The 1782-nt window shown below is 27.8% G+C and carries 3 protein-coding genes; all 3 read right to left on the reverse strand.

The genetic code is table 11. From position 1 onward, the window contains the following. On the reverse strand, positions 1–336 hold a 336-nt coding region (locus tag FLA105534_RS23655; RefSeq protein ID WP_173968529.1), incomplete at its 3' end, for a hypothetical protein. Positions 337–602: 266 nt separating this feature from the next. After that, entirely contained in the window at positions 603–941 is a 339-nt protein-coding gene (locus FLA105534_RS23660) for a hypothetical protein (RefSeq protein ID WP_173968530.1), read from the reverse strand. Positions 942–960: 19 nt separating this feature from the next. Continuing rightward, entirely contained in the window at positions 961–1332 is a 372-nt protein-coding gene (locus FLA105534_RS23665; protein WP_173968531.1) for a hypothetical protein, read from the reverse strand. Positions 1333–1782: the final 450 nt, after the last annotated feature.

A 1782-nucleotide genomic window follows, 5' to 3' on the forward strand; every position in this document is an offset into this window, starting at 1 on the left:
ATTATAATGAGGATCATTAATATCGGGATTTAAGCACATTTCTATTGCAATACTCAAATTATAAATTAATTCATTATATATGTAATATGTTTCTTCGTCATCTTTATATAATTCTAAATCGTGATATAAGCCCGGTACTACAGTCATTAAATAATGTAGTATATCTTTAGGAACATTTTCTTTATATTTCCAATCCATTTTTAATTCTTCTAAAATATCATATAATTTATCTAATAAAACAAGGTCAATTCCATCCATCGTGTGATACTTTATTAAAAAACCATTATCTTCATTAAAAAGAAATTGTTTAATGTCTTTGGCAGTTATTTTGTACATATTAATTAGTTTATAAGTTTAAATGCTGTAGTTGGAATTTCGTCAATAATGATTAAAAATTCATGAGATTTTTTAGCGAAACTTTGTACTCTATCTCCTTTTAAAAAGGCTTCTCTTATACCCTTATTTGATAGATCAATATATTTTCCGTTGATTTTTGTCAAATCAATTTCAACAACTTTCTCCCCACCATGGTCTAAGGCATAGGCTAATGCTTTTTCCTTATCTGTCCAGCTTGAAATATAAGGAGTTACTGTATTATCAACTTAACTTATATAATCAATAGACTTTTTGATTGAAATTTCTCCCTCTTTTAGAACTTTCCACTTTAGATATCCGCCAGCTTTGCTAATTTCATCTAAGTTTTTAGAAACTAATTTAAGTTCATTAATGTCGGCTCTTAAAGCAGGAGATTTTTTATTTAATAAATTACATGCTTTAAAAATATCTCGATTTTGAATTAAAGCTTTGAATTCAGAACTAGCAGTGGACATATCATTTGCGAATGTAATTATAGAACACTCCGGATCGATCGAATTTGGATATAATTGTACTATTGAGAAAACAAAAAGTAACGCTAACATAAATTTATTAATTCTTTTCATAGTCATTAATTGAAATTGTTTATTCGATTTGTAAAACTCCATACACAGTACAACTGTAATATTCTCTGTATTCATAAATATCAAAAACTATAAGATATGTATTATTACATTCTTCTGAATTTAAAATTTGATATCTATAGGGAAAAATTCTTTGTTTGTTCTCTAAATTCGGCAATTTATCTACTTCATTTTTGGCTAAGAGGGTATTGTCAATCTGGCCACTATCTATCAGCAAGTTTAATAAAGATGAAGTTTCTGTTGATAGAATAACCTGATGTTTTATTCCTCCTTTTCCACAATAAAAATTAAAATGTAACTCCGAAAGTAGATTTTCAATAGGAAACGTTTTCTGTCCTAATTGTATTTTTTTTATAATTGAAATTTTATTCATAATAATTTATTTGCATAAGATCGTTGTTGAAAATCTTCACTTCTTGCTTTTGAAGCAAAATCAAGATCTTCCATAACGGGTTTATTAAAAAAGCTCTGAAAATCCAGAGCTTTGGTCTTTATAGAAGAATTAGTTTTTAATGGTCTCGTGTGTATTTTGAGCTGTTATTTATTGAGGTATAAAAAAGTGGCAATATGTTAGGAAAAATTAAGACCGATTTTCAGCAGAATTTGTTTCAAACTAGTCTTGTAGACCTTATAAACTTAGAGCATCCTTTGGTAAAATTAACCCGTTGCTGATAATCTTAATAGCTTCAACGATTTTATTAAAAACGGTATGTCTCCAAATGAGGCTGCTTTAAAAACGTTCACTGGAAAAATGGCAATAGAACATAAATTTACAAAAGCGAATGTTTTACCTACTAGTATAACAAGATCAGATGGGACATAT

It is taken from the genome of Flavobacterium collinsii, from assembly GCF_902804485.1.
Classification (GTDB): Bacteria; Bacteroidota; Bacteroidia; order Flavobacteriales; family Flavobacteriaceae; genus Flavobacterium; species Flavobacterium collinsii.

Excerpts from the sequence above, each read along its gene's own strand:
- FLA105534_RS23665 (WP_173968531.1), bottom strand. The coding sequence starts at position 1,332 with ATGAATAAAATTTCAATTATAAAAAAAATACAATTAGGACAGAAAACG.
- FLA105534_RS23660 (WP_173968530.1), bottom strand. The coding sequence starts at position 941 with ATGAAAAGAATTAATAAATTTATGTTAGCGTTACTTTTTGTTTTCTCA.